This is a genomic window from Lentzea sp. CC55 (assembly GCF_021056325.1).
In the GTDB taxonomy this organism is placed as follows: domain Bacteria; phylum Actinomycetota; class Actinomycetes; order Mycobacteriales; family Pseudonocardiaceae; genus Lentzea; species Lentzea jiangxiensis.
Genome location: NZ_JAJCXE010000046.1, coordinates 289,553 through 315,992 on the forward strand (window position 1 = coordinate 289,553; position 26,440 = coordinate 315,992).

Annotated in this window: 25 protein-coding genes and 1 pseudogene; 16 read left to right on the top strand and 10 right to left on the bottom strand. The window is 70.3% G+C overall.

Features of this window, described 5'->3' with window-relative positions:
* Positions 1–175: 175 nt before the first annotated feature.
* From L6E10_RS30665 to L6E10_RS30680, 4 genes are read left to right on the top strand one after another with little or no spacing between them, the layout of a single operon-like run.
* A complete protein-coding gene (locus tag L6E10_RS30665; protein ID WP_236223635.1) occupies positions 176–1,105 on the top strand; it encodes an ACP S-malonyltransferase in 930 nt (309 codons plus the stop codon).
* Positions 1,102–2,079: a beta-ketoacyl-ACP synthase III gene (locus tag L6E10_RS30670; protein ID WP_236223636.1), complete on the top strand. Its 978-nt coding sequence runs from the start codon at positions 1,102–1,104 to the stop codon at positions 2,077–2,079. Before L6E10_RS30665 ends, L6E10_RS30670 begins: the two co-directional genes overlap by 4 nt.
* Before the next feature lie 34 nt (positions 2,080–2,113).
* A complete protein-coding gene (locus tag L6E10_RS30675) occupies positions 2,114–2,350 on the top strand; it encodes an acyl carrier protein (protein ID WP_030465146.1) in 237 nt (78 codons plus the stop codon).
* The gene (locus tag L6E10_RS30680) at positions 2,347–3,582 is read left to right on the top strand and encodes a beta-ketoacyl synthase (RefSeq protein ID WP_236223637.1); all 1,236 of its coding nucleotides are present in this window, start codon (positions 2,347–2,349) and stop codon (positions 3,580–3,582) included. The genes L6E10_RS30675 and L6E10_RS30680 overlap by 4 nt, the downstream gene beginning before the upstream one ends.
* A gap of 261 nt (positions 3,583–3,843) precedes the next feature.
* Here L6E10_RS30680 and L6E10_RS30685 read toward each other — a convergent pair whose 3' ends face one another.
* On the bottom strand, positions 3,844–4,416 hold the full coding sequence (locus L6E10_RS30685; protein ID WP_236223638.1) for a hypothetical protein: 573 nt from the start codon (positions 4,414–4,416) through the stop codon (positions 3,844–3,846).
* 603 nt (positions 4,417–5,019) lie between these two features.
* Between L6E10_RS30685 and lanKC the strand changes: the two genes are divergently transcribed.
* The 4 genes from lanKC to L6E10_RS30705 all read left to right on the top strand — a co-directional run bounded on the left by lanKC (position 5,020) and on the right by L6E10_RS30705 (position 11,260).
* Complete coding sequence (gene lanKC, locus L6E10_RS30690; protein ID WP_236223639.1) at positions 5,020–7,584, top strand: class III lanthionine synthetase LanKC; 2,565 nt, start codon at positions 5,020–5,022, stop codon at positions 7,582–7,584.
* A gap of 36 nt (positions 7,585–7,620) precedes the next feature.
* On the top strand, positions 7,621–7,782 hold the full coding sequence (locus tag L6E10_RS30695) for a SapB/AmfS family lanthipeptide (protein ID WP_090006228.1): 162 nt from the start codon (positions 7,621–7,623) through the stop codon (positions 7,780–7,782).
* A gap of 143 nt (positions 7,783–7,925) precedes the next feature.
* Positions 7,926–9,542, top strand: a complete 1,617-nt coding sequence (locus L6E10_RS30700; protein WP_236223640.1) for an ABC transporter ATP-binding protein — start codon at positions 7,926–7,928, stop codon at positions 9,540–9,542.
* Positions 9,542–11,260 (top strand): ABC transporter ATP-binding protein, encoded by a 1,719-nt coding sequence (locus L6E10_RS30705; protein ID WP_236223641.1) that lies wholly within the window; start codon positions 9,542–9,544, stop codon positions 11,258–11,260. The genes L6E10_RS30700 and L6E10_RS30705 overlap by 1 nt, the downstream gene beginning before the upstream one ends.
* A gap of 30 nt (positions 11,261–11,290) precedes the next feature.
* Here the strand turns inward: L6E10_RS30705 and L6E10_RS30710 are convergent, their stop codons facing one another.
* A complete protein-coding gene (locus L6E10_RS30710; protein ID WP_236223642.1) occupies positions 11,291–11,794 on the bottom strand; it encodes a DUF3145 domain-containing protein in 504 nt (167 codons plus the stop codon).
* Between the two features lie 199 nt (positions 11,795–11,993).
* Positions 11,994–13,334, bottom strand: a complete 1,341-nt coding sequence (locus tag L6E10_RS30715) for a S8 family serine peptidase (protein WP_236223643.1) — start codon at positions 13,332–13,334, stop codon at positions 11,994–11,996.
* 143 nt (positions 13,335–13,477) lie between these two features.
* Here L6E10_RS30715 and L6E10_RS30720 point away from each other — a divergent pair, with 143 nt between their 5' ends.
* The 3 genes from L6E10_RS30720 to L6E10_RS30730 are packed head-to-tail and all read left to right on the top strand — an operon-like array spanning position 13,478 to position 16,444.
* On the top strand, positions 13,478–14,710 hold the full coding sequence (locus L6E10_RS30720; RefSeq protein ID WP_236223644.1) for a hypothetical protein: 1,233 nt from the start codon (positions 13,478–13,480) through the stop codon (positions 14,708–14,710).
* Positions 14,711–14,722: 12 nt separating this feature from the next.
* Positions 14,723–15,082: a VOC family protein gene (locus L6E10_RS30725; protein ID WP_236223645.1), complete on the top strand. Its 360-nt coding sequence runs from the start codon at positions 14,723–14,725 to the stop codon at positions 15,080–15,082.
* A gap of 21 nt (positions 15,083–15,103) precedes the next feature.
* Complete coding sequence (locus tag L6E10_RS30730) at positions 15,104–16,444, top strand: NAD(P)/FAD-dependent oxidoreductase (protein WP_236223646.1); 1,341 nt, start codon at positions 15,104–15,106, stop codon at positions 16,442–16,444.
* On the opposite strand, the gene L6E10_RS30735 is transcribed toward L6E10_RS30730, so the two are convergent.
* From L6E10_RS30735 to L6E10_RS30750, 4 genes and pseudogenes are all read right to left on the bottom strand, one after another.
* Positions 16,432–16,842 carry a hypothetical protein gene (locus L6E10_RS30735; RefSeq protein ID WP_236223757.1) on the bottom strand — a complete coding sequence of 137 codons (411 nt, stop codon included), beginning with the start codon at positions 16,840–16,842 and terminating at the stop codon, positions 16,432–16,434. The genes L6E10_RS30730 and L6E10_RS30735 overlap by 13 nt on opposite strands.
* Positions 16,843–16,866: 24 nt before the next feature.
* Positions 16,867–17,100: pseudogene (locus tag L6E10_RS30740) on the bottom strand (TetR/AcrR family transcriptional regulator); the annotation flags it as partial.
* Positions 17,101–17,138: 38 nt separating this feature from the next.
* On the bottom strand, positions 17,139–17,357 hold the full coding sequence (locus tag L6E10_RS30745; protein ID WP_236223647.1) for a DUF6343 family protein: 219 nt from the start codon (positions 17,355–17,357) through the stop codon (positions 17,139–17,141).
* 1 nt (position 17,358) lies between these two features.
* Entirely contained in the window at positions 17,359–17,961 is a 603-nt protein-coding gene (locus tag L6E10_RS30750; RefSeq protein WP_236223648.1) for a hypothetical protein, read from the bottom strand.
* Between the two features lie 136 nt (positions 17,962–18,097).
* Between L6E10_RS30750 and L6E10_RS30755 the strand changes: the two genes are divergently transcribed.
* The 3 genes from L6E10_RS30755 to L6E10_RS30765 all read left to right on the top strand — a co-directional run bounded on the left by L6E10_RS30755 (position 18,098) and on the right by L6E10_RS30765 (position 23,440).
* Positions 18,098–18,526 (top strand): MarR family winged helix-turn-helix transcriptional regulator, encoded by a 429-nt coding sequence (locus tag L6E10_RS30755; RefSeq protein ID WP_236223649.1) that lies wholly within the window; start codon positions 18,098–18,100, stop codon positions 18,524–18,526.
* A 90-nt stretch (positions 18,527–18,616) separates the two neighbouring features.
* Positions 18,617–20,884 carry an AAA family ATPase gene (locus tag L6E10_RS30760; RefSeq protein ID WP_275677197.1) on the top strand — a complete coding sequence of 756 codons (2,268 nt, stop codon included), beginning with the start codon at positions 18,617–18,619 and terminating at the stop codon, positions 20,882–20,884.
* 15 nt (positions 20,885–20,899) lie between these two features.
* Positions 20,900–23,440, top strand: a complete 2,541-nt coding sequence (locus tag L6E10_RS30765; RefSeq protein WP_236223650.1) for an NACHT domain-containing NTPase — start codon at positions 20,900–20,902, stop codon at positions 23,438–23,440.
* Here the strand turns inward: L6E10_RS30765 and crcB are convergent.
* Genes crcB through L6E10_RS30780 form a run of 3 tightly spaced genes read right to left on the bottom strand, consistent with a single transcriptional unit; the run spans position 23,385 to position 24,470 of the window.
* Positions 23,385–23,723 carry a fluoride efflux transporter CrcB gene (gene crcB, locus L6E10_RS30770; RefSeq protein WP_236223651.1) on the bottom strand — a complete coding sequence of 113 codons (339 nt, stop codon included), beginning with the start codon at positions 23,721–23,723 and terminating at the stop codon, positions 23,385–23,387. The two genes, L6E10_RS30765 and crcB, sit on opposite strands and share 56 nt — an antisense overlap.
* Complete coding sequence (locus L6E10_RS30775) at positions 23,720–24,046, bottom strand: CrcB family protein (protein WP_236223652.1); 327 nt, start codon at positions 24,044–24,046, stop codon at positions 23,720–23,722. Before L6E10_RS30775 ends, crcB begins: the two co-directional genes overlap by 4 nt.
* Positions 24,027–24,470, bottom strand: coding sequence for a MarR family winged helix-turn-helix transcriptional regulator (locus L6E10_RS30780; protein ID WP_090100601.1), 444 nt, complete (start codon positions 24,468–24,470; stop codon positions 24,027–24,029). Before L6E10_RS30780 ends, L6E10_RS30775 begins: the two co-directional genes overlap by 20 nt.
* 57 nt (positions 24,471–24,527) lie before the next feature.
* On the opposite strand from L6E10_RS30780, the gene L6E10_RS30785 reads away from it, so the two are divergent.
* A complete protein-coding gene (locus tag L6E10_RS30785) occupies positions 24,528–25,562 on the top strand; it encodes an MFS transporter (protein WP_236223653.1) in 1,035 nt (344 codons plus the stop codon).
* A 74-nt stretch (positions 25,563–25,636) separates the two neighbouring features.
* Positions 25,637–26,440 (top strand): SAM-dependent methyltransferase, encoded by an 804-nt coding sequence (locus tag L6E10_RS30790; protein ID WP_236223654.1) that lies wholly within the window; start codon positions 25,637–25,639, stop codon positions 26,438–26,440.

Sequence of the window (26,440 nt, forward strand, 5' to 3'; positions counted from 1 at the left end):
TTCGCACCCATCCGTTGGGGTGAGGACCAAACGAACCCCCGGCGCCCTGAGCTGGGCTTACGCCGAGACGCGTTCATCCGGGCGACACTTTTGTAGGGTTTCTACAAATACGATCGCCGTACTTAGTTGTTCACGACATGGGGTACCGGCGGGTCCACCGGCTTTAGTAATCGGCGTGATCGCACTCCTCGCGCCCGGACAAGGGTCCCAGACGCCCGGCATGCTCGCCCCCTGGCTCGAACTGGAGGGGGCCGAGAAGCAGGTGCGCACGTGGTCGGAGATCACGGGCCTCGACCTGGTGCGCCTCGGCACCACCGCGGAGGCCGACGAGATCGTCGACACCGCGATCACCCAGCCCCTCGTCGTGGCGCTCGCCGTGCTCGCGTTCGGCGAGCTGCGCAAGCGCGTCGCACTGCCGTCCGAGGTGGTGGTCGGCGGGCACTCGGTCGGCGAGCTCGCCGCCGCCGCGGTCGCGGGCGTCATCAGCGCCGACGACGCCGTCGCCCTGGCCGCCGTGCGCGGTGCGGCGATGGCGCAGGCCTGCGCCCTGGAGCCCACCGGCATGGCCGCGGTGCTCGGCGGTGACGAGCCGGAGGTGCTGGCGCGCCTCGAAGAGCTCGGCCTCGTGCCCGCCAACCGCAACGGTGCCGGTCAGATCGTCGCGGCCGGACCGCACGCCGCGCTCGACGCGCTGGTGGAGAACCCGCCCGGCCCGGCGAAGATCCGCAAGCTGGCCGTCGCGGGCGCGTTCCACACCAAGTACATGGCATCGGCCGAAGACGCCGTGCGCGCGCGTGCCGCCGAAGTCGTCACGCAGGACCCGTCGCTGCCGCTGGTGTCCAACAAGGACGGTCAGTTCGTCGCCGAGGGCGCCGAGGTGCTGCGACGCCTGGTCTCCCAGGTCACGAGCCCCGTCCGCTGGGACCTGTGCCAGGCCGCGTTCGTCGAGAAGGGCGTCGGCGGCTCGGTCGAGCTGCCGCCCGCCGGCGTGCTGACCGGTCTCGCCAAGCGTGCGATGAAGGGCACCGCCACCCTCGCCCTGAAGACCCCTGACCAGCTCGAGAAGGTCGCGGAGCTCTTCGACACCGTTGGAGCCACCAAGTGACGACCTTCCAGGCCCCGCAGGCAGCCGCGGGTAGCCGCATCCTCGGCCTCGGCAGCTACCAGCCCGAGACCGTGGTGAGCAACCACGACCTGGCTCAGCGCATGGACACCTCGGACGAGTGGATCCGCGAGCGGGTCGGCATCGTCAACCGGCGCGTGGCGGCGAAGGACGAGGGCGTCGTCGACATGTCCGTCCTCGCGGGCGCGAAGGCGATCGAGGACGCGGGCCTCACGCCCGAGGACATCGGTGGCGTGATCGTGGCGACGTGCACCATGCCGTCGACGATCCCGAACGCCGCCGCGCAGGTCGCCACCCGGCTCGGCGTCAAGGCCGCGGCCGCGTTCGACCTGAACGCCGCGTGCGCGGGCTTCTGCTACGCCGTCGCGACCGCCGCGGACATCGTCCGCGCGGGAACGGTGAAGAACATCCTCGTCATCGGCGCGGAGAAGCTCACCGACTGGACCCACCAGGACGACCGCTCGACCGCGATCATCTTCGCGGACGGCGCGGGTGCCGTCGTGGTCGGCGCCAGCGCCACGAACGAGATCGGCCCCGTCGCCTGGGGCTCGGACGGCTCGATGTCCGAGGTCATCAGGATCGACGACCGCGACTCGTTCATCCACCAGGAGGGCCAGGCGGTCTTCCGGTGGGCGACGACCCAGATCGCACCGGTGGCGCTCCGCGCCGCCGAACTCGCGGGCGTCGAACTGTCCGACGTGGACGTGTTCGCCCCGCACCAGGCCAACCTCAGGATCATCGAGTCGATCGCGAAGCGCCTGCACAAGAATGGTGCGCGCGAGGACCTGAAGATCGCTCGAGACATCGTCGAATCTGGCAACACCTCCTCGGCCTCGATCCCCATGGCGCTGGACCACATGAGGTCGGCGGGCGAGATCTCCTCCGGAGACGTGGTGCTGATGGTCGGGTTCGGCGCGGGCCTGTCCTACGCGGGACAGGTGGTCCGGTGCCCATGAGTTTTTCCACCGTTTCAACCGAAAGGGAACTTCAGTGAGCGACAACGTCCTGTCCGGTCTTGCCGAGATCGTCGAAGAGGTCGCCGGCGTTGCCGCCGACGACGTCACCGCTGAGAAGTCCTTCGTGGACGACCTCGACATCGACTCGCTGTCGATGGTCGAGATCGCCGTCCAGGCCGAGGACAAGTTCGGCGTGAAGATCCCCGACGACGAGCTGGCCAACCTCAAGACCGTTGGTGACGCGGTGAACTACATCACCAGCAACAAGTGAGTTCGGGCATCGAGGTCGTCATCACCGGGCTGGGTGCCACCACCCCGCTCGGTGGTGATGTCACGTCCACCTGGGACGCGCTGCTGGCCGGCAAGAGCGGGGTCCGCCCCATGACCCACGACTGGGTCGAGAAGTACGACCTGCCGGTCAAGATCGCGTCGCAGCTCGTGGTGGACCCGACCGAGGTGCTCCCCCGCGTCGAGGCCCGCCGCCTGGACCGCTCCGAGCAGGTCGCCATCGTGGCGTCCCGCCAGGCGTGGGCCGACGCGGGCCACGACGACGACACCGTCGACCGCCAGCGCCTCGCCGTGATCATCGGCACGGGCATCGGCGGCGCGATCACCCTCCTGACCCAGGACGACCTCCTGGAGCAGCAGGGCCTGCGCAAGGTGTCGCCGCTGACCGTCCCGATGCTGATGCCGAACGGGCCGGCCGCGCACGTGGGCCTGGAACTGAAGGCACAGGCGGGCGTGCACGCCCCGGTCTCCGCCTGCGCGTCGGGCGCCGAGGCCATCGCGTGGGCCTACCGCATGATCATGGCCGGCGAAGCCGACGTGGTCGTCGCGGGCGGCGCGGAAGCGTGCATCACGGCGATCCCGGTCGCGGGCTTCTCGCAGGCCCGCACCATGAGCACCCGCAACGACGAGCCGGAGAAGGCCTCGCGCCCGTTCGACACGGCCCGCGACGGCTTCGTCCTCGGCGAGGGCGCGGGCGTCATGGTCCTGGAACGCCGCGAGTTCGCCGAAGCCAGGGGCGCCAAGATCTACGGCCGCCTCGCGGGCATCGGCACCTCCGCCGACGGCTACCACATCACCGCCCCGGACCCCGAGGGCGTGGGCCAGTCGCGTGCCATCGCCGCATCCCTGCGGTCCGGCGGCATCGACCCGTCCGACGTGGGCCACGTGAACTGCCACGCCACCTCCACCCAGGTGGGCGACGTCGCGGAAACCGTGGCGATCCGCAAGGCGATCGGCGACCACCCGGTCCTCACCGCCCCGAAGGGCGCCCTGGGCCACCTGCTGGGCGCGGCGGGAGCGGTGGAGGCGATCGTCACCGTCCTCTCGATCCGCGACGGCATCGTTCCCCAGACCCTCAACCTGGAGAACCTCGACCCGGCCGTCACGCTGGACGTGGTGGCGGGCGAACCGCGCAAGATCAAGCTGGAAGCCGCCGTGAACGACTCGTTCGGCTTCGGCGGCCACAACGTGGCCCTGGCCTTCACCCAGGCCTAGGTCACACCCGCACCACCGCGAAGCCCCGGTCGCCACCATCGGACCGGGGCTTCGCGCTGTCCGCGTGCGGGGACGTGGTGGTGGCGGGAGGAAGCACGAGTGGCGCGGCGGTCTTCACCGCGAGGCCGAGGGCGAGCCGCCCAGCGCGACAGAGGTGCCACCAGCGTGCCCGTGGCGCCGACCGGTCAACCCGGAAGCCCTCAACGCACCAGGGGGAACGACCCACTCCACCGGCGCACCCGCGCCTAAGGAGGCGACCCCTCAGCACTTCTCCATCTGCGGGTTCCGGTTCTCAGGGGCCTCGTCCACCTTCAGCTCCCCGCCCTCCCACGCCAGGACGTAGACGACCCGCCACCGGATGCACGGCTCGGGCAACGCGGGCGGGGCCTTGGAGACGTCCTGAGTGGACACGAAGGAGATCAGCACCCGCAGCCGCCGGCCCACCACGTCGGACTCGACCCGCTGCACCACCACCGACCCGTCCCGGGTCGTCTCGTAGGCGGCGATCCAGGCCGACTCCACGGTCGACGACACCCGCCGGGCGGACACCACCGACCGCCACGCGGCGAAGTCCAGGTTGTTGATCGAGTCGAAGTAGGACTGCAGCACCCGCTGCACCGACGTCCGGTCGGGGTGGGTGAACGAGTCGGGGCTCAGCCGCACCTCGGACGTCCCCGGCACGGGCCCGGCCACGGACGACGACGGCACCGCGGGTGATCCCTGGGCCTCGGCCGGGCGCGAGTACACGGCACGGCCCACCATGCCGGCCGCCACCGCGGCTCCGGTGATCACCACCACGGCCGGCACCAGCCAGCGGCTCGCCACGCTCCCCACACGCGCAGCCTAGCCTCACGCCGGCCGGAGCAGCGGAGCGCCGCAGGCGGACGTACGGCGTTACGCCCGAAAACTGATTTCACCCGAAAGAAAACATTAGGCATCAAATTGACGAGGTGCATGTAGCAAGACAATATTTGCTACATAAGTTTTCAATGGACAATCTCATCCTGCGAATAGGTCCGTCCGGAGCAGGGCATACCGCCGAACAGCGTCACCAAACACGCATGTGGAGTCATTTTCAGCTTCACCCGGAAAGAGCAGTCGACACGGCGCGTGCACGACGTTTGCCCCCACCCAACTATACGTCGAGCCCCAGCTGGAATAGCCCAGGTCAGAGACACGCGATTTGCTGTACGACTCGGTGCCGTTTAGCGGCGACACGCCAGACTGCCATCACACCACCGTTCTTCAAACGTCTCAACCGGGTGAGATGGATCCAAACCTCATCACCTAATGTGTCATACCCATCAGTAGCGACGGCTCTTCTACGCACGAACAGGTGACCCATATGACCCAGACGGCGGATTGGCCATAGCTGCGAATTTGTGCGGGAATATGCCGCGTCAAAGAAAACACAAACGAGCCGGGGAGGGGATTTCGGTGGACCTCAGATACGAGGCGTACTGCTTCGCCGATCGGCAGTTCTACGATCTGCAGAGCAGCACCGAAAGCACTCCCGCGGACGACTTTTCCACCGAACTGCCCGCGCTCCCGCCCGACTGGGTGACGGTGGAGCGCAACGTGTGGCGGCACCACCACCCCGCGGGGGTCCGGCTGCCGAACCAGGGGTGGAAGATCCACGTCTCCGCCGGTCTCGACAACGCCGGCCGGGTGCTGAAGGCGGCTTTCGACTACTGCGTCGACCGGCGGATCCCCTTCAAGTACCTGCGGACGATCTCGATCGTGCTGGCGCGCAACTCGAAGTACGCGCCCCGTGAGGGCAGCGGCAAGCTCGTCACCATCTACCCGGTGAGTGCCGAGCAGCTCGAGACGATCTGCACCGAGCTCGCGCAGGTCCTCGACGGCGAGCACGGGGCGTACGTCCTGAGCGACCTGCGGATCGGCAAGGGGCCGCTGTACGTGCGCTACGGCGGGTTCTCCGAGCAGTGGCTCGAGGTCGACGGGCAGCAGGTGCTCGCGATCGAGGGCCCGGACGGCGAACTGGTGGCGGACAAGCGCAAGCCGGTGTTCAGCCTGCCCGAGTGGGTCGAGCTGCCGGCGTTCCTGGAGCCGCACCTCGCCGAGCGCAACGCCGGTGACCCGGAGAAGTTCCCCTACGAGATCAAGAGGTCGCTGCACTTCTCCAACGGCGGCGGTGTCTACCTGGCGACGCGCAAGAGCGACGGCAAGGAGGTCGTGCTCAAGGAGGCGCGGCCGCACGCCGGGCTCGACCGCGAGGGCCGCGACGCCGTGGCACGGCTGGAGCTCGAGCACGAGATCCTCACGAGACTGCACGGCATCAAGGGTGTTCCCGAGGTGTACGACCGCTTCACGGAGTGGGAGCACCTGTTCGTGGCCATGGAGTTCATGCCGGGGCGTTCGCTCGGGCAGTGGCTCGGCCACAACTACCCGCTGACGCACCGGGACACCACCGACGAGCTGCTGCGGGACTACCGCGTCCGCGCCGAGGCGCTCATCGGCAAGGTCGAGGCCCTGGTGGCCGAGGTGCACGAGCGCGGTGTCGTCTTCGGCGACCTGCACACGATGAACATCCTGGTCGACGACAACGACGACGTCTCGCTCATCGACTTCGAGCTGTCGTCGACGATCGAGGCCCCGCACCGGCCCACGCTCGGCGCGCCGGGGTTCCAGGCGCCGCAGGACCGCGAGGGCTTCGAGGTCGACGCCTACCCGCTGGCCGCGCTCAAGCTGTGGATCTTCCTGCCGCTCAACGCGGTGCTGGAGCTCGCGCCGGCCAAGCTGCGCCAGCACGTGCACGTCGTCGCGGAGCGGTTCGGGCTCTCCGAGGACTACCGGCGGCAGATCCTCGACGTGCTCACGCCGCGCGTCGACCCGCCTGCCGATCCCGCGTTCACCGCGTTCGACGACGAGAACCCCGACTGGGCGGTGGTGCGCAAGGAGATCGCCGCGGCGATCCTGCACAGCGCGACGCCGCACCGGAAGGACCGGCTGTTCCCCGGCGACATCGAGCAGTTCGAGACCGGCGGCCTCGGCTTCGGCCACGGCGCCGCAGGTGTGCTGCACGCGCTGGCGGACAGCGGCGAGGGCCGCTACCCCGAGCACGAGCGGTGGCTCGTCGAGGCGGTCAGGAACGACCCGCCGAAGCAGCCCGGTTTCTTCGTCGGCGCGCACGGCATCGCGCACGTGCTGGAGAACTTCGGCCACCACGACCTCGCCGCGCAGCTCGTCGAGAGCTACGCCCCGCTCGTCCGCACCACGCGGGACCACGGGCTCAGCGCCGGTCTGTCCGGCATCGGCCTCAACCTGCTGCACTTCGCGGACTCCCGCCGCGACAGCGGTTTCACCGCGCAGGCGGAAGAGCTGGCGCACCGGCTCGCGGCGCGGCTGGAGCAGGCGCCGCCGCCGGGCCCGAAGGCCAGGGCGGGACTGCTGCACGGCTGGTCGGGTCCCGCGCTGTTCTTCCTGCGCCTGTCGGAACACACCGGTGACCGGCACTGGCTCGACCTGGCCGAGCAGGCCCTCGAACGCGACCTGGCGGAAACGATGGTCGCGCTGGACGGTTCCCTGCAGGTGCGCGACGGCACGTTCCGGTCGCTGCCCTACGTGGGCATCGGCGGCGCCGGAATCGCGTTGGTGCTCACGGAGTTCGCGAAGGCGGCGCCGGAACGCGCCTGCGTGGCGAAACTCCCGGAGCTGCTCGGCGGGTGCACCGGCGAGTTCGTCATCCAGCCGGCGTTCACGCTGGGCAGGGCGGGACTGATGGCCACGCTGGCCCACGCGACCAGGCACCGGCCGGACGAGCGGCTCGAACGCTCCGTCCGGCAGCACCTCAGGGCTCTCGGCTGGCACGCCGTGCGCTACGGCGGGGGGCTCGCCTTCCCCGGCGTGCAGCTGCGCCGGCTCTCCATGGACCTCAACACCGGCGGCGCGGGCGTCCTGCTCGCCATCGCCTCCACAGTGGACGGACGTCCACCACTCCCCTTCCTCGGAAGGGCACAGGCCCCGGCCCTCGCGGACCGGTAGCAGGAAACATCGATCCCTCGACCTTAGGAGATTGTCATGGGCTTCATCCTCGACATGCAGGACCTCGAGACCCCCGAGGCGCCGAGCAACGCGATGGCGTCGGGCCACGGCGGCGGCGGTGGCGGCTCCACGACCGCGTCCAACGCGTCGCTGCTGCTCCCCTGCTCGCACAGCACCGTCAGCCTGCTGGCCTGCTGACTCGCGCCTCAACTGAACCACCGCGGTGGGTGAGCGGCATAGGCGAAGTATGCCGCTCACCCTCCGACTGCAGGGCCCGGCAGCCGGCCAGCTGTCGGGCCCTGGCTCATGATGCGCCCTCGTGACCTCCGGAGGAACAGCCGATGGCCAAACCAGGCGACGCCCTGCTGTTCTCGGTCGTCCGCCGCGACCACCGCCCGTGGCTGCTGATGCTCAACGCCGCGGTCGCCACGACCGGCGGCCTGCTGCTCCCCGCGGCTCTCGCGAGCGCCGTGGACATGGCCCTGAGCGGTACGTTCGTGCTGTTCACGGTGGTGTGGCTGCTCTTGCTGGCGGCGACGGAGATCATCGGGGACGCGATCGGCATCGTGCTCGCCGCGAGCACCACGAGCCGCGCCACGGCCTGGTTGCGCCGCGAGCTCTCCCGCAAGCTCCTCGCGCTCGGCCACCCCTCCCCGTTCGCCGCCGGTGACGCGGTCAGCCGCGTGACGGGCGACTGCGGCAACGCGGGCGGCATCGCCGTCACGCTGATCACGTTGCTCGTCACCGCCGTGTCCTCGGCGGGCGCGGTGGTCGCGCTCGCGTTGCTGGACTGGCGGCTCGCGGCCGTGTTCGTGGTGAGCGTTCCGCTGGCGGGCCTGCTGATCCGCACCCACATGCGCATGACCGCCGACGACGTGCTGACCTACCAGGAGGTGTCCGGCGAGGTCTCGGCCCGGCTGCTCGACTCGGTGTCCGGTCTGCGCACGATCGCGTCCGCCGGTATCGCGGGCCGCGAGACGAACCGCGTGCTGGAGCCCCTGCCCCGGCTCGCCGCGGCCGGCGCGGGCATGTGGCGCACGCAGGCGAGGATGATGTGGCGGGCCGGGTTGCTGCTGCCCGCCGTCGAGGTCGCGGTGCTCACCGCCGCCGGGTTCGGTGTGATGCAGGGCAGGCTGAGCACCGGTGACGTGCTCGCCGCCCTCGGCTACGCGGCGCTCGGCATGGGCATCGTCGGCCAGATGACCCAGCTGACCGTGCTCGAACGGACCCGCGCCAGCGCCGCCAGGATCGCCGAGGTGCTCGACACCCCGGTACCGCGACGCCCCGCGCCCAAGCCGTCCAACGGAGTCATCGAGCTGCGGAACGTCAGCGTCGACGGTGCGTTGCACGACGTGAGCCTCCTGATCCCGGCCGGCACGTTCACCGCCGTCGTCGGTGCTTCCGGCGCGGGCAAGTCGACGCTCGCGGCGGTGCTCGGCGGACTGTCCTCAGTGGACTCCGGCGAGGTGGCGGGCCACGACTCCGTCGGGTACGCCTTCGAGCGTCCCGCCCTGCTGGGCACCACGATCGGCCGTTCGATCGGCTACGGGACGGACGCGGACGAGGTCCGCGTCCGAGAGGCCGCCGTCGCCGCCCAGGTGCACGACGTGCTGGTCCGGCTGCCCCACGGCTACGACACCCCGCTGGCCGACGCCCCGCTGTCCGGTGGCGAGGCGCAACGGGTGGGGCTGGCGCGCGCGATCATCCGCGATCCGGAGGTGCTCGTCCTCGACGACGCCACCGCGAGCCTGGACACCGTGACCGAGGCCAAGGTGGACGAGGCGCTCACCACGACGCTGCCCGGGCGGACGCGGGTGGTCGTGACCCACCGCCCGGCCACGGCGGCGAGAGCGGACCTGGTCGTGTGGCTCGAAGGCGGTCGCGTCCGCGGCACCGGCACCCATCGCGAGCTGTGGGACGACGAGGACTACCGAGCCGTGTTCACCGGGGGCCAGTGATGCGTTTCTACCTCTCCACGCTGGCAGGACACCGCAAGGGCGTTCTCGTCCTGCTGGCCTGGTCGCTGCTCGAGGGCGTTCCCGCGTTCTTCGGCGGCAAGCTGGTCGGCAGCGCCGTCGACCGGGGCTTCGCGGCGGGACGGCCGCTGGCCGGTGTGCTGTGGCTGCTCGCGTTCGCCTCGCTCGCGGTGGCCGGCGCGCTGGGTCAGCGGCAGGTCTTCGCCCGGCTCGGCTCGGTCGTCGAACCGATGCGCGACGCCTTGGTCGCGCGGGTCGTGCGGGGCGTGCTGAGCGATCCGACGCACCGACGCACCCCGGACGCCAGCGCCGTGGCCATGATCACCCGGCACGTCGAGGTGGTGCGCGACGCCACCGCGGGCGTGCTGGTGCAGGCCCGCGCCCTTCTGGTCACCACGGTCGCCGCGCTCGTCGGTCTCGCCACCACGGCCGCCGCGCTGTTCTGGCTGGTCGTGCTCCCGATCGTGGCCGCGCTGGTGCTCTTCGGGTTCATGCTCCCCTCCCTGGCCCGACGGCAGCGCCACGCCGTCATGGCCGACGAGAGCACCGCGGAAGCGTCCGGCGCGGTGCTGACCGGCCTGCGCGACGTCGCCGCCTGCGACGCGGCCACCGAGGCCTTCGAGGACATCGCGAGGCAGGTCGACCGGCAGGCCAGGGCCACGATCACGGTCGCGTGGGCGAACTCGTTGCGCGCCACGGTGATCGCGATCGGCGGCTTCGCGCCCATCGCGCTGCTGGTGGCGTTCGCTCCCCCGCTCGTCTCGTCGGGTCAGCTCACGACCGGCGCGGTGCTGGCGGCCGTCGTCTACCTCACCACCAGCGTGAACCCCGCGCTGCACGGCCTGGCCCGCACCACCGGCACCGTCGTCATGCGGCTGATGGTCGCGCTCAAACGACTGCAGGAAGCCGCACCGCGCACCGGCGTGGAGAGCGGCGACGAGATCCCGTCCGGCGGCGGCTTCGCGCTGCGGGACGTCACGTTCGGCTGGAGCCCGGAAGCGGTTCCGGTGGTGCGCGGCCTGTCGCTCGACCTGCGTCCCGGCGACCACCTGGCCGTCGTGGGGCCCTCGGGCATCGGCAAGTCCACAATGGCCGGTCTGCTGACCGGCCTGATGCCGCCGGACCACGGCCACGTCCTGTTCGGCGGCGTCCCCGTCGACCGGGTGGTGCCGGCCGTCCGGCACCACGCGATCGCGCTGATCCCCCAGGAGACGTACCTGTTCACCGGCACGGTGCGGGAGAACCTCACGCTCCTCGCGCCGCGGGCGACCGACGAGGACCTCGTCGAGGCGGTGAACAAGATCGGCGCCGCACCACTGCTGGACCGCCTGGGCGGCTTGGACGCCGCGCTCGGCCACGGCGGTGAGGGACTTTCCGCCGGTGAGGCGCAGCTCCTGGCGCTCGCGCGCGTCTACGTCACGTCGGCGAGCGTCATCGTCCTCGACGAAGCGACCTCACACCTGGACCCCGCCGCCGAGGCGCGCGTCGAACGGGTCTTCGCGCAGCGGGGCGGGATTCTCGTCGTGATCGCGCACCGGCTGAGCTCGGCGCTGCGGGCGAACCGGGTGCTGGTCATGGACGGCGGCAGGCCGTTGCTCGGCACCCACGAGCACCTGCTCGAGACGTCCGCGCTCTACGGGCAGCTGATGCTGGCCTGGGACCCCACGCACAGAGAAGAAACCCCGCTGCCCAAACGGTGAGCGGGGTCCACTCCGGACTGGACGACCCGGTCAGCCAACGCGGTGCAGCCAGGTCACCGGTGCTCCGTCGCCCGCGCGGCGGAACGGTTCCAGCGCGTCGTCCCAGGCGGCGCCGAGGAGTTCGTCCACTCCGTGCGCGAAGGATTCACCACCTCTGGCCCGTGCCGCGAGAGAACGCAACTGGTCCTCGTTCACGACTATGTCGCCGTTGGCCGAGGTGCGGGCGTGCCACAGCCCGAGAACGGGCGCGAAGCAGAAGCGCTCCCCGTCCTGGCCCGAGGAGGGTTCCTCGGTCACCTCGAACCGGAGCATCGGCCACGCGCGCAGCGCGGCGACGAGCTTGGCGCCGGTGCCGGCGTCTCCGGTCCACGCGCATTCAGCGCGCAACTGACCTGGTGCCGCTGGTTGCGCTGCCCACCTGAGGTCCACCCGGGCACCGAGGGTGCCCGAGATCGCCCACTCGACGTGCGGACAGACCGCAGACGGCGACGAGTGGACGTAAACCACGCCACTGGTGCTGCCACGGGTGCTCACTGCTGACCTCCGCTACTCGACGAGGGACGTCTTCCCCTACGCCTTTGCCGAGTGAGGTGATCACCGTGAAACCCGTTCGCTGCATTCTGCCCCGACTTGAGGCATGTCCGCCATAAGAACCAGCTCGATCATCACCCGACCGGGGCAGATACAGGTCTTAAGTCCCGATCTCCCCGGCCGAGCGATGCGCGATCGTGATCTACAACGCGTTTACCGCGGCGACGACGTCGACCAGACCTGTTCCCTTGTCGAAAGACGAGGTGTAGGGCCCGGCGGGCTGGTAGCCGGTGCCGTACCGGTACGCCGTCGACTTGAGCGCTCGCTCGACGTCGGCGGGCGTCGCGGACGGCTTCGACTGGAACAGCTGTGCGACGATCCCGGCGACGTGCGGGGCCGCCATCGACGTGCCGCTGATCGTGTTGAACGTGCCGAGGTCGAGCAGTCCCGGACCGTTCAGCGGCTGCAGGCCGGTCGCGCAGATCGGCAGGTGGAGCCGGCACGACGAGGTGATGTTCTCACCGGGCGCGGAGATGTCCGGCCAGGTCGCGGAGTCCGCGGCGAGGCCGCGCGAGGAGAAGTCCGACACAGTGCCGTCGCGGGTGCCGGTCTCCTGGTCGTTGTAGGAGGCGACCGAGATCACGCCGGGGGTCGGGTCGGAGCCGGGCGGGTTGGACAGGTTCGCGGAGCCGTCACCACCGTCGTTGCCGTTCGCCCACACCACGACGACGCCCTCGGCCACGAGCTGCCGCTGCAGCTTCACCGTCACGGACCCGGGGTCGAACGCGCCGCCGCCGGACGGGCCGTAGGAGTTGTTGACCACCTTGATCGGCGGGCAGGTGGACGCGGGCACGCCGGCGCCGCACGGTGCCCGGTGGTTCTCCAGCACCCAGTTCAGCGCGGCGTCCGCGCCGAGGATGAGGACCGCCGCGCCGGTGGAGATCACGACGCCCTTGGCGCCGGGAGCGGCGCCGCGGATCACGGGGCCACCGGTGGTCCGCACGTCACCGCCGATCGCGATGCCGGTGACGTGGGTGCCGTGCCCGCCCAGCGACGTCGTGTCCGTGTCGAGGAAGCCCGGCACCGGCACGATGCAGTTCGCCTGCGCGGACCCGTCGAGGCAGAGGCTCTTGAGGTTGCGCACGATCCGGCCGCCGAACGACGGGTGTGTCGGGTCGACACCGGAGTCGATCACCGCGACCGACACCCCGGCGCCGGTCAGGCCGAGGCTGTTGCGGGCGTCGAGACCGCGCGTGGCGGTGTGCGAGGTCGACCCGAGGAACCTGATCGGCTTCTGGACCTCGACGCGCGTCACGCCCGCCCCGGCCCTCGCGGAGGAGATCCGCGCGTCGTCACCCCTCGCGGCGACCACACCGATCTTGCGGAAGCTCGTGAGCTTCTCCAGACCGGCCGCCTCGACCGCGGCTTCGGCGGCCGCGATGTCGGTGCCGTGGACGTAGACCGTGGAGGTCGGAGCGGCCGTCGCGACAGGGGATGCGGCGGCCACCAGCAGTACGGCGAGCAGTGCAGCGCGTGTGTACATGGACCCTCCGTGAGCATTGGCAGGCGTTCACTCCAACGAGTGATCCACTTATCGGTGACGGCCATCACGCCAGGTCTCCACCAACTGCGGTGAACCGACCCCGGAGCGCTACGGTGTCCCCCCGTGCGGAAAGGTGGGGACTCGTGCGGCTGATCCGTCTGGGCGCTGAACCTTCGGCCATCGGGGCGGACGTCCGTGCCGCCCTCACGGCCTGCGGCGCGGGTACCGAGGTGCTGGGTGGCGTGGCGCTGATCGGCGTGCAGCCGCCGGACTGCCCCGTCCCCCTCGACGCGATCGTCGTGCTGCCCAAGGGCGTGATGGTGATCGTCGGCGTCGACCTGCCCGACCCCGCGGTGAAGCTCGAGGCGCCGCTCGGCGGTCAGTGGAAGATCGACGGCTGGCCGCTGGTGTCCCAGGACGGCTCGCCGAATCCGGCGACCGAGGCCGTGGCGGCGGCGACGGCGGTGGCGCAGCGGATCCAGGCGATGCGCGCGGAACCGCTCCCGGTGAGCACGGTCGTCGCGGTGGGCCCGTTCGTGAGCCAGGTCGTCCAGCCGACCGTCGACCTCAACCGGGGCGTGCGGGTGCTGCACCCCAAACCGTCCACTGTGCTCAGCGCGGCCCGGGAACTCGCGACGTCCTCGGTGCCGTGCACGGCCGACCACGCGGTGAAGCTCCTCGCGATCCTGCAGACCACCGGCACGCCACCGGACGCGCGGTCGCTGCTGTCCGAGGGCTTCAGCGACGCCGTCTCCGACCTCGCGTCCGCGAACACGATGCTGATCCCCAAGGCGCAGATGCGGGCGGCGCTCGGTCGCAAGCGTTTGCCGCGCAAGCTGACCTGGACGTACGTGGCGGCCGGCGCGCTGGTGGCGTTGCTGCTCGTCGTGTGGCTGGTCGTGGCTCTGCCCGGCGGTGACGGCCCGGCCGACGCGACGCCCACACCGACGTCGGCCCAGCCGACGACGGTGGTCGTGGACGGCACGACGTTCGTGCCGAAGGACATGAAGAAGGACAAGGAGTGCCAGGCGCAGGCGTTCGGCGACGTGAAGGCGTGGCTGACCGCGAACGACTGCGGTGTGCTGCTGCGCGCCACGTACGAGGCGACGGTGCAGGGCAGGCAGGTGACCGTGATGGTGGCGGACATGGACCTGCTGGACGCCCCCAGCGCCAAGTCGTTGCACGCGGTCGTCGTGCTGCCCGGTTCCGGCGGCGTGAACGGCCTGGACGGCAAGCCGCTGGAGAGCGCGGCGTTCGCCAACAGCACCAAGGGCAGCCACGTGACGCTGGCGTTCGCGGTGTGGACGGGCGGTGCGGGCGACCCTTCGCTCGAGCCGATCGCCAAGCAGGCGTTGCGGCTGCCCGCCACCCGGTAGAGAGTGGAGGGCATGGTCGGACAACTCCGCTCAGTCGTGCTCGACTGTCCCCAGCCCTCCGAACTGGCGTCGTTCTACGAAAAGCTGCTCGGCGCCGAGAGACTCCCCGGTGACGACGACAACTGGGTCGTGATCGTCGCCTCCGGCACGCGCATCGCGTTCCAGCGCTGTCCCGGCTACCGGCCGCCGGTGTTCCCAGACCCGCACGGGTCGCAGCAGTTCCACCTCGACGTGCTGGTCGAGGACGTCGAGGAGGCCGAACCGAAGGCGCTGGCCCTCGGTGCCCGGTTGGTGCAGAAGGACACCGACGACGACTTCCGGGTCTACGCGGACCCGGTCGGGCACACGTTCTGCCTCGTGTGGCTTTCTTGACCCAGGCCTACTGTGGGCGCCATGGATTTCGACGTCATCGTCATCGGTGGTGGCCCCGTGGGTGAGAACGTGGCCTGGCGGACGGCCGCGGGAGGCCTGTCCACCGCCATGGTCGAGAAAGAGCTGGTCGGCGGCGAGTGCTCGTACTGGGCGTGCATGCCTTCGAAGGCGTTGCTGCGGCCCGGTCACGCGCTCGCGGCCGCCCAGCGGGTGAAGGGCGTGGTCGGCGGGTCGCTCGACCCGGCCGCGGTGCTCGAGCGCCGCACCGGGTTCACGTCGAACTGGGACGACAGCGGCCAGGTCCGGTGGGCCGAGTCGGAGAACATCCACGTCCTGCGCGGCGAGGGCGAGGTCACCGGCGAGCGCGAGGTCACGGTCGGCGGCGAGGTCCACCGGGCCCGGCAGGCCGTCGTGGTGTGCACCGGCAGCGTGCCGAAGATGCCGCCGCTGGACGGTCTCGCCGACACTCCCGTGTGGACGTCGCGGGAGGCCACCTCGGCGCGCGAGGTGCCGGAGTCGCTGGTCGTGCTCGGCGGCGGCGTCGTCGGTGTCGAGATGGCGCAGGCGTGGGCGCGGCTCGGGTCGAAGGTGAAGCTGGTCGTCTCCGGTGACCGGCCGCTGCCGAAGATGGAGGAGTTCGTCGGGCCGCTCGTCGTCGAGGGCCTGCGGGCGGACGGCGTCGAGGTGCTGCTGAACGCGCGGGCGTCGGCGGTCAAGCCGGGCGAGGTGACCCTGCGGGACGGCAGGGTCGTGCGGGGCGAGGAGATCCTCGTCGCGACCGGCAGGGTGCCGGCCACCCAGGACGGCAAGCCGCTGACCATCGACGACACCGGTCTCGTGTCCGGTGTGGACGGACGGTGGCTGTACGCGGCGGGGGACGTCACCGGGCGCGCGTTGCTGACGCACCAGGGCAAGTACCAGGCCCGCGCGGTCGGCACGGCGATCCTGGAGCGCTCGCGCGGGTCCGAGCCGGAGCAGTGGTCGGCGGGTCGGGCGTGGGCGGACCACGTGGCGGTGCCGCAGGTCGTGTTCACCGACCCCGAGGTGGCGTTCGTCGGGCACACCGCCGAGGAGGCGCGGGCGGCCGGGCGGGACGTGAAGGTGGTCGACCTCGACATCGCGGTCGCCGGGTCGTCGTTGCACGCCGACGGCTACCAGGGCAGGACGCGGATGGTCGTGGACGAGCGGACGCGGACGCTGGTCGGTGTCACGTTCGTCGGCCAGGACGTCGCCGAGCTGCTGCACTCGGCGACGGTCGCGATCGTCGGCGAGGTCACCGTGGACCGGTTGTGGCACGCGGTGCCCTCGTACCCGACGATCAGCGAGGTCTGGCTGCGGATGCTCGAGGCTTACGGGCTCTGAGGTTCCAGCACGGACCCGAGCATGCCGGTGAGCAGCTCGTTCGCCGTGCCGACCACGTGCGCGCGGTCGCTCTCGTCGACCCGTTCGGCGAGCTTGAACAGCGCGTCCGCGGTCTGCACGGCGATCCGGAACGTCAGCACCACCGGGGCGTCGCCGTGCGCGCCGAACCGGGAGACGAACAGGTCCGCCAGCCGTTCGGCCATCAGCTCGTACTGGTCGACGCTCGAGTCGAGGCGGTGGCTGTCGAGCAGGTCGCTGAACCGCACCCGCCCGAATCCCGGCACCTCGACGAGCATCCGCATGTAGACGGTGACGACCTGCTTCATGGCCTCGTGCCACGTGTCCGCGATCAGGTCCGCGGCGAACAGCTCCTCCACCTCGCGGAGGTAGGTCTCCATACCGCGAAGCGCCAAAGCGTGCACAACAGATCGTTTGTCCGGGAAGTACTGATAGAAAGAACCAATGGGCACTCCGGCCACATCGACGATGCGCGCCGTGGTGATGTCGTCGTAGTCGTATTCGTTCAGCAGGCTCGCGCAAGCGTCGAGGATCGCGGAGACAGTCGCCGCGCCGCGTTGTTGCACCGGCTGCCGGCGCATCACCCTGGCTAACCTGCCTCTGGCCGGGTTCTCATGCACACGGACATCTTTGTCCATGTGGACTCGAAAGCCCAAGCACAGCTTGGCGACGACTTTCAGCCCGGATCCCCGCGGCGTTTGCGGCGGAGGACCCAGAAGAAGTCCACGAGGCAAACAACGGCGAGTAGCAAAAGCACCACGGCGAGCCAGACGAGGTCAGCTCGCAGCGCCAGCCACCCGGCCACCGAGTTGAACACGAGACCGAACCCGGCCAGCCACAACCGCAAGGTCAGCGCGCTGCGCGGCGGCGCGGGCGGGGGCAGGTAGTCGCTCACCTCATCCGGTTTCCCGCAGCAGCGGGGCCTCAACCCGCCTCAGCCGGCGCGGCGGTTTCGTCACATAAGGGCTGACCAGGCGCGTGATGGCCAGGCCGGGCGCGATGAGCGGGACCACCGCGGTCAGCACCGCGGCCGTGATCCCGGCCCGGGCGACGTCCTTCGGCATGACGGCGACGCGGTCGACGACGAAGGCCCGCCGGCCCGTGACGGAGACGGCCGCGAGGACGGCCAGGAAGACGACCATGCTGAGCATCGCCCGCTGGACCGCGGGCTCGTACCCCGCCGCCTCGCCCGCCACCAGGACCGCGAACCACCCGGTGAGGGCGGGCAGCTGCCCCTGCTCGGTGGTGGCGGCCCAGCTCAGCCCGCCGAGCGTCGCGAGCCAGACCAGGACGTCGACGCGTTCGCGGGCCCATAGGGAAGCCGAATCGAGGGGGATGCCGGTCCAGGCGAGCACGTCGAGCGGCCGCAGGGGGTCGTCGGCGAGCTGGCCGAGGACCCAGGCGAGTGTCCACGCGGAGAGCAGCACCGCGACGACGAGTTGCCACCGGGGCCGGCGCACCACACAGCGGGCGAGCCGGACGATCTCCGCACGCGTCATACCCCCACCTTGCCGCTCCCAGGTGGTCCGCGGAGAAACGTCACCCCTTCGCTCACCCTGTCGGCCCTCGTCCGGGCGCGTTCCTCACGCAGCGCTATCCACGATAGGGGGATGGATCTTTTTTAGACTGGAGGACATGAGCCTTGATCAGCTCCTGCGTCTTCCCAGCTACCTGATGCTCGGACTGGTGCGGGAAGCACGCCGGATCGGGCGCGCGGACCTCCGCGGGCCCCACCTGACCGTGCTCGCGTACCTGTCCGAGCAGGAGGCCGTGGCGCAGAAGCGGATCAGCGACCGGGTGCGGATGGACCCGAGCGACCTCGTGTCCGTGCTCGACGACCTGGAGGGCCTGGGGTTCGCCCGGCGCAGGCGGGACGAGAAGGACCGGCGGCGGTTCGCCGTGTCGATCACCGACGGGGGCAGGCGGGCCCTGCGCGAACGCCTGGAGGCGGCGCGGGCGCACGAGGACGAACTGCTGGCGCCGTTGACACCGCACGAGCGCGATACGTTGGCCACACTGCTGCGGAAGGCGTACCTGCACCACGCTGATCTGCGTGTAGATTAGACGATCTGCGCTCACGCGAACCCGGCGCGGGCAGGACGATGCGAATCGGAATAAAATCCGACGACGCATGATATCGAGAAATGAGGCAAGTTGTCAAGCCCCTCCGATGACCTCCGGCTCGCCGAAATGGAGCCGGAGCAGGAATACGTGGCCATGTTGTACGGCCGGCTCGACGACCTCCGCGAACAGACGTCGAAACGACTCGCACAATCGTTGCGACAAACCGGCGGCACGCACCAGATGCGGTCCGAGCGCGACACGTCCGTCGCGATGTACACCGATCAATTGGCTCAGTACAGCGCGGTCGAGAACGGCCTCGCGTTCGGCAGGCTCGATTTCCACAACGGTGACCGCTTCTACATCGGCCGAATCGGTCTCTTCGACGAGGACAAGGAATACGAGCCGCTGCTGATGGACTGGCGGGCACCCGCGGCCCGGCCGTTCTACCTCGCCACCGCGGCCTCCCCCGACGGCGTCCGGCGGCGCAGGCACCTGCGGACCCGCTCGCGCAAGGTCATCGGCCTCGACGACGAGGTGCTCGACATCAACTCGGTCGAGCCGTCGCGCAACGACGGCCTGACCGGCGAGGCGACGCTGCTGGCGGCGCTGAACGCCTCCCGCACCGGCCAGATGAGCGACATCGTCGCGACGATCCAGGCCGAGCAGGACATCATCATCCGCTCGGAGCTCAACGGTGTCGTCGTCGTGCAGGGCGGACCGGGCACCGGCAAGACCGCGGTGGCCCTGCACCGCGCCGCGTACCTGCTCTACACGCACCGCCGCCAGCTCGCGAAGCGCGGCGTGCTCGTCGTCGGCCCGAACACGACGTTCCTGCGCTACATCAGCCAGGTGCTCCCGTCGCTGGGTGAGACGGGCGTGCTGCTGTCCACGGTCGGCGAGCTGTACCCGGGACTGACCGCCACCGGCCGCGAGCCCGCCGAGGTGGCCGCGATCAAGGGCCGCGTCCAGATGGCCGACGTGATCGCCGCGGCCGTGCGCGACCGCCAGGAAGCGCCGCCGTTCGTCGAGGTCCGCTTCGACAACGACGTGCTGCGCCTGGACCGGCGCGCGATCTCCGACGCGCGGGGCAGGGCGCGCCGGACCCGCCGCCCGCACAACGAGGCCCGCCGCACGTTCGCCCGCGAGATCATCTCGACGCTGGCCGGCATGGTCGTCTCCCGCCTCGGCGGCCACCTGCTCGACAAGGCGGACGTGGACGACATCCGCCGCGAGCTGCGCGAGTCCGACGAGGTGCAGGCCGCGATCTCGTCGCTGTGGCCGGTGCTGACGCCGTTCTCGCTGCTCTCGGAGCTCTACCGGAACCCGAAGCGCCGCAACCGCGCGATGGCGAAGTTCACCCGCGAGGAACGCGACCTGCTGCAGCGCTCGTCGGACGACTGGACGCCCGCGGACGTCCCGCTGCTCGACGAGGCCGCGGAGCTCCTCGGCGAGGACGACACGGAGGCCAAGGCCCGCGCCGAACGCCAGCGCCGCCAGGCCATCGAGTACGCCCAGGGCGTCCTCGACATCCTCGACCTGGAGGACGACGCGGACCCGGACCTCCTGATGGCCTCGGACCTGATGGACGCGTACAGCCTGGCCCAGCGCCACGGCGTCGACCGCTACGAGACCGCGGCGGAACGCGCCGCCGCCGACCGCACCTGGACGTTCGGCCACATCATCGTCGACGAGGCCCAGGAGCTCTCGGCGATGGCGTGGCGCACGCTGATGCGCCGCTGCCCCAGCAAGTCCATGACGGTCGTCGGCGACATCGCGCAGACCGGCGACATCGGCGGCGCCACCTCGTGGGGCACCGTGCTGTCGCCGTACGTGCAGAACCGCTGGCGCCTGACGGAGCTGACGGTCAACTACCGCACGCCGGCCGAGATCATGGAGGTGGCCGCGGACGTGCTCGCCTCCGTGGACGCGTCCCTCGTGCCACCGACGTCGGTGCGGGAAACCGGTGTGGCGCCCTGGGTCTCGCGGGTGTCGTCGTTCACCGCCGAACTGCCGGCCCTGATCTCCGGTGAGGTCACCGCCGTCGGCGACGGCAAGATCGCGGTGATCGTGCCGGCCGCCCTGCTCCCGTCCGTCGGTGCCGCCGTGGTCGACGCGGTGCCCGCCTCCTCGGTGGGCAACGAGCTGGAGCAGGCGCAGGTCGTCGTGCTCGGCGTGACCGACGCGAAGGGCCTGGAGTTCGACTCGGTGGTCGTGGTCGACCCGGAGGGCATCCTCGCCGAGTCGCCCCGGGGGGCGTCGGACCTCTACGTCGCGCTCACCCGCGCCACGCAACGACTCGGCGTCGTGCACACCGGAACGCTGCCGGATGTGCTATCCCGGCTGAAAGACGTTTCCTGACGAACGGAGTCCCGGATGGCCGGCATCGAGTCCGCGGTCATCCGGGTCGTCGTCGGCGTGAGCGACCAGCTCTCCGCGCGCCTGACCGAGACGGTGGACGTTCGTCAGCCTTCCAGCGCCGCCACCGAAGGCCTGCTGGCGGACCTCGGCCGTTCCGACGTCGAGGCGCTGGACGCCTACCTCGGCTCCCCCGACTTCGCCGCGGTCGTCGCCCAGAAGCGCATCGGCGACCTGGCGGGCAAGTCGTCGAAGGACCAGTTGCGCGAAGGCCTCCGGCTGGCAGGCCTCCCCGCCCACCTGCTGGTCAGGGCCACCGACACCGTGCACGACGTGATGGTCGCCGCCTGCCAGGAGGTTTCGCCGCTCTACGCCGGTACGAGCGCCAAGATCGACCGCAGCGACCTCTACACCGCGGCGATCAACAACAGCGCGCTGCTCAAGCGCCTCAAGTCCCTCACCCGCGTCCACGCGTTCGCCGCCCGCATGCGCGACCAGGTGGTGGCGTTGCACAGCCGGATCCGGATGCCGCACGTCGGCGTGAGCCGTTCCGTGCGCTACGACCAGTTGTACGTCGAGCCCACGCTGGCTTCACCGTTCCTCCTCCGGCTCGGGGCGCCTGGCGAACGGGTCCTGGTGCAGGGCGATCCTGGTGCCGGCAAGTCGACGCTGGCCGCGAAGTTCGCGCACGACGTCGCCGTGTCCGGCCGCGTGCCGTTCCTGCTGGTGCTGCGGGAGTTCGCCACGTCGTTCGACGAGGGCGGCCACGATCTCCTGCACTACCTGGAGAAGCTGTGCCAGGCGCCGTACAACGTCAAGCCGCCGCGGGACGGCGTCGAGTACCTGCTGCGCACCGGCCGTGGCGTCGTCGTCCTCGACGGGCTCGACGAACTGGTGCAGACCGAGCTCCGGCGCCGGGTCGTGTCGCTCGTGGAGGGGTTCGCGCACCTGTACCCGTTGGTGCCGATCCTCGTCACGGCGCGGAAGGTCGGGTACGAGGACGCTCCGCTCAGCACGGAACTGTTCCTGTCGAGCACGATCGAGGAGTTCGACAGTCAGCGGGTCGCCGGCTACGTGCAGCGCTGGTTCACGCTGGACGAGGCCACCTCGCCCGCCGAACGCTCGCGGCTCATCACCTCGTTCATGGAGGACAGCGCGCAGATCCCCGAGCTGCGCAGCAACCCGCTGCTGCTGACGTTGTTGTGCGCCATGTACTCCAGCGACCGGTACCTGCCGCGCAACCTCGCGCAGGTGTACGAGCGGTGTGCGTTGATGTTGTTCGAGCAGTGGGACTCGAAGCGGGGCATCACGTTGCCGCTCAAGTTCCACGGGCGGTTGCGCGGGGCGGTGCAGCACCTGGCGTGGCGGATGTTCACGGCGGCGGAGTCCGGCAAGGCCATGCCGCGCACCAGGATCATCAACGTCCTGGTCGACTACCTGGAGGCCAAGCTCGACGACCACGACGAGTCCTCGGCCACCGCGGAGGAGTTCCTGGCCTTCTGCACGGGACGCGCGTGGATCCTCACGGACGTCGGTGCCGAGCGGTACGGCTTCACCCACCGCACGTTCCTCGAGTACTTCGCCGCCGAGCACGTGGTGCGAACCCGCCGGACGGCTGCCGATCTGTGGGCCACGCTCAGGCCCGACATCGAGCAGTGGGACGTCGTCGCCCAGATCGCGCTGCAGTTGTACGACCGCAACGTCGACGGAGGTGTGGACGAACTGCTCACCGAGGCACTGGCCGACGGTGGGCTCGGCTTCGCCGCCCGGTCGTTGCGCCACGTCCACCCCGCCGCTCGCACCGTTCGTGCCATCACCACCGCGGCGGTGGACCACGTCGTCCTGAGCCCCGTAGAGCTTCACCTGGAGGACGAAGGAGCCTCCGCTGAGATCTACGCTCCCTTGCTCGCTTGCGTCCTCGATTCGTCAGCGGCCAACGCACCGTCGATCGGCCGAGCCTTTCTGGACCGCATCGGCGAACTGGTCCAGCGGGGCGAACCCGGCGTCGCGCTGATGGTGGAGACCTTGTACTCCGGAGTCGCACGACATCTGGCCCAGGCCGTGATCCGCACACACCTGGCGGAGCTCGCCGATCTCAGCAAGGCCCTGCCGTGGGCAGGAGGCGTCATCGCTGTGACCTCGGCGGGTGTAGTACCTGAGATCATTCGCCGCCATGGCATGCGGGCTCTCTTCCTGGAGCACTACTCCAGCGAGTACGGCAGTTTCGCTTCCGCGGTCTTCGAAGGCGGATGTTCAGCTCTGCCCGATCCCGATTCGGTCGCAACGGCGATCACCGAGGCGCCCACTCCATGGCCGGAGGACGCGATGTCCGTGACGAACTGGATCGAAAACCCGGCGACGACGCTACAAGTGTTGTTGTCCCTGCCCGCCTTGGAATGGAGGTGCGAACTCACCAACGACCGCAGGGTTCCACCGCCGTCCTGGGATGGTGGGAGCACGCCGCAGGTCCGCGAGTTCCTCGCTCGTTGGCAGCGCGGGGAGTTCAGCGTGGCAACGCCCATCCCAGAGCTGCCGCGCCGACTCCCAGGGCAACGCTGACCACCGCGTTCAGCAGCGCCGGCCGGTACTTCCCGGCCTCCAGCAACTTCACCGTCTCATAGCTGAACGTCGAATACGTGGTGAGCCCGCCGCAGAACCCGATCCCGAACAACGGCATCCATTCCGTCCCGACGAGGAACCCGATCAGGAAGCACCCGAGGACGTTCACGGTCAACGTCCCCCAGGGGAAGTCCGACGAGTGCCGCCCCGACACGAACCGGTCCACCAGGTACCGGCAGGGCGCCCCCAGAGCGGCGCCGAGGAACACGGCCAGCAACGTCACCGGGTCACCCGCAACCCGAGGAACGCCGCCGCCACAGCACAAATCGGCGTAGCGAGGAGCGCCCACGACCACGAGACGGCGTACGACGAGAACGTCGTGAACCCGCCCAACAGCCCGACGCCGAAGAACGCGCGCACCAACGGCCGGGGCACCAGCCCCATCAGGACGCCGATCAGGAACGACCCCAGCACGTTGATCAGGAACAGCCCCCAGGCCCCAGGCACCAGTGCGGACAGCCCGTAGCGCGCCACGCCGCCGAGCCCGCCGCCCAGCGACACCAGCGAGACGAACGCGAGAGGCCGGTCAGGCGGTGGGTTCGGCAAGGTGCTCCACCAGGTGGTCCAAGGCCTTCAGGGCGCGCACCACGTCCTCCCGCTCCGAGGACTCCAGCTTGCCCAGCGCGGCGCCGATCCGCTTCTCGTGCTCGCGCTGCCAGACGAGCAGCTGTTCGTGTCCACGGGGTGAGACGGATAGCCGTGCTACCCGCCTGTCCCTGGGGTCTCCGCCGCGCACGACGAGGCCGGAGTCGATCAGTTGGGACACCAGGCCCGAGACCGTGTTGGGGGCCAGGCGGAGGGCCGCGGCGAGGTCGCCGACCTTCATCGGCGGACGTTCCGCGAGGGTCTGCAGCAGCTCTACCTGCGCCATCGGCAGGGATTCCCACGGCCAGTCGGCCCGGATGCTCGTCCGCAACGCCCGGCGCAGGCGGGTGACGACGTCGGTGAGCGTGCGGGCTTCGTCTGACATGCGGAAATCCTACTGAACCCCCGCTTATAGCTCGGTGTCAGATATAATCTGGATACGATGAACTGGTTCGTCACGGAGTCCCCCAGACCGGCCTGGATCGCGCGCCGGTCGTACGCGCCGTGGCTGGTCATCGCGACCGTGTGCTTCGGGGCTTTCATGGGGCAGCTCGACGCCTCGATCGTCACGCTGGCGTTCCCCGCGATGGTCGCGCACTTCCACGCCGATCCCGAGTGGATCTCGCTCAGCTACCTGATCACGCTCGTGGCGCTGCTCGTCCCAATGGGCAGGATCGCGGACCGCGTGGGGCGCAAGATCGTCTACATCTACGGCTTCGCGTTGTTCACCGGGGCGTCGATCGCATGCGTCTACGCGCCGGGGTTCGACGCGCTCATCGCGGCACGGGTCGCGCAGGCCGTGGGGGCGGCGATGCTGCAGGCGAACAGCGTCGCGCTCGTCACCACGGCGGTCGCGCCCGAGCAGCGGCGCAAGGCGCTCGGCGTCCAGGCCGCGGCACAGGCGGCGGGGCTGGCGGCGGGGCCGTTGCTCGGCGGGTACCTGACGGAGCACCACGGCTGGCAGGCGGTGTTCGCGATCAACGTGCCGATCGGCGTCGTCGCCGTGATCGCGGGCCACTACCTGTTGCCGCGCACGAAAACGGTGCGGGACAGGGGGAAGCCGAGCTGGAGGGTCGTGCCGGGACTGGTGGGCGTTCTGCTCACCTATGCGGCGTTGTTCGCACCGATGACGTTGCTGCCGTTCACCATGCAACGACCGTTGGCACAGATAGGACTCACGGTCGCCGCGCTGCCGCTCGGGTTCGCGCTGGCCGCGACGGTGCTCAGCAAGCCGGGCGTCCGGGTCGGGGCGCTGATCGCGGCCGTCGCGCTGCTTTCGCCCGTGCCGCAGGTGGTCCAGCTCGTCGTGGCGGGCATCGGGCTCGGGATCATCGCGCCGGCGTGCACCAAACGCGTCATGGGCGCGTTGCCGGAGGGGTCGGCCGGCGTCGGCAGCGGGCTCGTCAACGTCGCCCGCGGGCTCGGCACCGCGCTGGGTGTCGCCGTGGCGACGCTGCTGGTCCACGCTCTCCGATGACAGCAGCGGTTCCGCTGCTCCGAACGGGCTCCTCCACTGCCGTCGCCGACTCTCATCTCAGTAGGCTGCTCCCCATGTTCGAACGGGTGAGCTGGGTTCCGGAGGGCGTCGACACCGGCAAGCCGAGCGCGGCTCGCCTGTACGACTACCTCCTCGGGGGCGGGCACAACTTCGCCGCGGACAGGGCGCTGGCGGAGAAGTTCCTGCGCGCCCAGCCGAACGCGCGGACGATTGCACGGCTGAACAGGGCGTTCCTGCGCCGCGCCGTGCTCTTCATGATGGACAACGGCATCCGCCAGTTCCTGGACCTCGGCTCGGGCATCCCGACGGTCGGCAACGTGCACGAGATCGCGCAGAAGTCCGACCCCTCCGCCCGCGTCGTGTACGTGGACTTCGAGGAGGTCGCGGTCGCGCACAGCCAGCTCATCCTGGAGGACGACCCGCGCGCGGCGATCCTCCAGGAGGACATGACGAGGCCCGAGGCCGTGCTGAAGGCGGCGGAGGCGAGCGGTCTGATCGACTTCGCGCAGCCCGTCGGGGTCCTGACGGTGGGCGTCTTCCACTTCGTGCCGGAGGAGGCGGACCCCGCGTCGGTCATAGCGACGTACCGGGACGCCGTGCCGGCGGGCAGCTACCTGGCGTTCTCCCACTTCACGCAGGACCTGCAGCCCGCGGAGATGGCCGGGATCGTCGAGGTGATGGAGAAGAGCCAGAACCCGATCTTCCCCCGCACCAGGACCGAGGTCGAGGGGTTCTTCGCCGGGTTCGAGCTGGCCGAGCCCGGCATCGTGCCGCTGCCGCTGTGGCGGCCGGAAGGCACGAACACCGACGATCCGGACAAGGCGGGCATCTACGGTGCCGTGGGGCGCAAGCCGTAG

What these genes read in the sequence shown, in the direction of transcription:
- L6E10_RS30695 (WP_090006228.1), top strand. Translation starts at nt 7,621, where the DNA reads ATGGGCTTCATCCTCGACATGCAGGACCTCGAGACCCCCGAGGCGCCG.
- L6E10_RS30700 (WP_236223640.1), top strand. Translation starts at nt 7,926, where the DNA reads ATGGCCAAACCAGGCGACGCCCTGCTGTTCTCGGTCGTCCGCCGCGAC.
- L6E10_RS30705 (WP_236223641.1), top strand. Translation starts at nt 9,542, where the DNA reads ATGCGTTTCTACCTCTCCACGCTGGCAGGACACCGCAAGGGCGTTCTC.
- L6E10_RS30715 (WP_236223643.1), bottom strand. Translation starts at nt 13,334, where the DNA reads ATGTACACACGCGCTGCACTGCTCGCCGTACTGCTGGTGGCCGCCGCA.
- L6E10_RS30725 (WP_236223645.1), top strand. Translation starts at nt 14,723, where the DNA reads ATGGTCGGACAACTCCGCTCAGTCGTGCTCGACTGTCCCCAGCCCTCC.
- L6E10_RS30730 (WP_236223646.1), top strand. Translation starts at nt 15,104, where the DNA reads ATGGATTTCGACGTCATCGTCATCGGTGGTGGCCCCGTGGGTGAGAAC.
- L6E10_RS30735 (WP_236223757.1), bottom strand. Translation starts at nt 16,842, where the DNA reads ATGGAGACCTACCTCCGCGAGGTGGAGGAGCTGTTCGCCGCGGACCTG.
- L6E10_RS30750 (WP_236223648.1), bottom strand. Translation starts at nt 17,961, where the DNA reads ATGACGCGTGCGGAGATCGTCCGGCTCGCCCGCTGTGTGGTGCGCCGG.
- L6E10_RS30755 (WP_236223649.1), top strand. Translation starts at nt 18,098, where the DNA reads ATGAGCCTTGATCAGCTCCTGCGTCTTCCCAGCTACCTGATGCTCGGA.
- L6E10_RS30765 (WP_236223650.1), top strand. Translation starts at nt 20,900, where the DNA reads ATGGCCGGCATCGAGTCCGCGGTCATCCGGGTCGTCGTCGGCGTGAGC.
- L6E10_RS30780 (WP_090100601.1), bottom strand. Translation starts at nt 24,470, where the DNA reads ATGTCAGACGAAGCCCGCACGCTCACCGACGTCGTCACCCGCCTGCGC.
- L6E10_RS30785 (WP_236223653.1), top strand. Translation starts at nt 24,528, where the DNA reads ATGAACTGGTTCGTCACGGAGTCCCCCAGACCGGCCTGGATCGCGCGC.
- L6E10_RS30790 (WP_236223654.1), top strand. Translation starts at nt 25,637, where the DNA reads ATGTTCGAACGGGTGAGCTGGGTTCCGGAGGGCGTCGACACCGGCAAG.